Here is a 2,227-nt window from a genome sequence, read left to right as displayed (position 1 = left end):
ATCCTATAAATTTCATAGAATGTGAAAATCCACTCCAATCAAACAAGCTGACATAAAAGGCTTTTAGTGCTGGATATATAAAAAATATTAAATAAAGTAATACTGCAGGTAATAGAAATAAAATAATCATTTTCTTATGTTCTGATTTAAGCGTTTTAATAATATTCACCTTCTTTTTGTTTGTTTTTAGCACAATAATGGTTATTTATTGTTTTTTTTAGTATAAAATTAATATTAATTTTAACTTTTATTACATATTTATTATATACCGACAAAGTATTTTTAGTAAGTCAAGACTTTATTGGTACTTTTGCATAGACAATGTTTTTTAAAATATAAATAGGTATAGTTTTTCACTATACCTTTCTTAGCCTATAGGAACGTTCATATAATTACATTATTGTATATTAAAAAAGCACCTTTCTTTTATAGTTGATTTTGATATTGAGTAAAATCACAACAAAATAAGAAGGTGCTTTTTAATTCATAAAATACTTACCCGATTTATTTACTTTTCCAATACTCTACAGTGTTTTCTTTAACTTGTTTTATAAACTCTTCTGGCGTTATTTGACCAAATATTAATTCATTATCTGCTGGATAGAAAACATTTGCAAACCACTCAGAATATTGAGCCATTGCTCCATCATAAGATAAATGGAATTGTTCTGCACCCCTAACGAATGGTTTAATATCAGATAGTATTTCTGGATAAACTGCATCACTTCTAGCTGAAATGTTAAGTGTATCTTTTGCATAAGCTTCTGCATTATCTGTTCTAACCATAAATCTTAAGAAAGCTTTTGCAGCTTCTGGATTTGGTGCATCTTTTGGAATAGCACAACCAATTAAATAAGCTTCTACATCCGTCACGTCCCCCTTTTCACCTTCAATGTTTGGGAATGGGAAAAATCCATAATCAAAGTTTTCTCCACTAATGTCTTTTGTTTCAACAGGTATCCAGCTACCACAAAGAATACTACCCGATTTTCCTAATGCCCAATCTGATTGACCTGCTGGATAATTACTTCCTTCATATCCGTCTTGGAAATAATTTTTTCCGCTTTTGCTTAATTCATAAACTACCTTAGCTGCTTTTAAAAATCCTTCATTATCCCACGCCTTACCAGTCTTATCACCAGCAGCTTCAAATAATGCACCTTTTCCTAATATTCTAATGGTTGCCCAATAGTAATAATAAGCATTGTAAAAGGATATATTTCCATCAAGTGCAAGCGGTGCTATACCAGCTTCTATTAATTTTTCATTATTATCAATAAATTCTGACCATGTAGTTGGAACCTTGATACCATTTTTTTCAAATAGATTTTTGTCATAGAAAAATCCTGATGTAATATACGAATAAGGCATATAATATAGTTCTTTATCATGTTCATATAATTTTACAATATTCTCATTAAATATGTCCATCATAGTACCTTGACCATCAGGTCCTTTTGATTTGAAAAAGTCTGTAAGAGGCATAATCATAACTTCTCCATCTTTCATTAACGAACCATTTAACTCACTCAAATCTTGATCTACTAGATCAGGTGCATCTTTCATTAATAATCTACTTCTAATCTTCGTTAGTACATCTCTTCCAGCAAATTCAAACTCTACTTTTACACCAGTTTCTTTTTCAAAAGCTTCTCCATAAGATTTTAATGTATCAGCTTGTGGTTCTCCTTCATTCCACATGGATACATAATTTATCTTACCAGATATTTTTTGTGAATTAGATTCCTTGTTACTTTCTTCTGTAACAGATTTCTTGCTGCTACATCCTGAAACCAAAACCAATGTTATAGATACTACCAAGATTAGTGAAAGTATTTTGTTAAATTTACTCATGTTTTTTCCCCCTAAATAAATTTATTTAATTAATTAATATAAGTATCATCTCCTAAAACATAAAATAAACTATAGCTAATTCTATTTTATAACCTCAAAGACAACTGATAAAGCATAAAATAATATACTATTTTAATGGGAGATGAGTTATATATTAAATAATTACATAACTGTTAGTTACTAATTTGATATATTCCTTTCCAATATTCATAATACATCAACAAACAAATCTTAGTAAGTCAAGACTTTGTTAGTACTTTTATATAAATAAAAGTAGCTTTAAATTTGAAAAGTAGAGTTTTTCACTATACTTTTATGTTATTCCACCTCACGATGGACACCCTACTACAAACGCACCAAAAAAGCCAATAAA

General features: G+C 29.0%; 1 protein-coding gene. It reads right to left on the bottom strand.

Features of this window, described 5'->3' with window-relative positions; translation table 11 throughout:
• Positions 1 to 504: 504 nt before the first annotated feature.
• On the bottom strand, positions 505 to 1,854 hold the full coding sequence (locus AACQ14_RS23650; protein ID WP_339366002.1) for an ABC transporter substrate-binding protein: 1,350 nt from the start codon (positions 1,852 to 1,854) through the stop codon (positions 505 to 507).
• Between the last annotated feature and the right edge of the window lie 373 nt (positions 1,855 to 2,227).

The organism is Vallitalea maricola (genome assembly GCF_036985595.1).
GTDB lineage: Bacteria > Bacillota > Clostridia > Lachnospirales > Vallitaleaceae > Vallitalea > Vallitalea maricola.
Note: the sequence above shows the minus strand (reverse complement) of the source record. Positions and strands in the feature narration are given on the sequence as shown.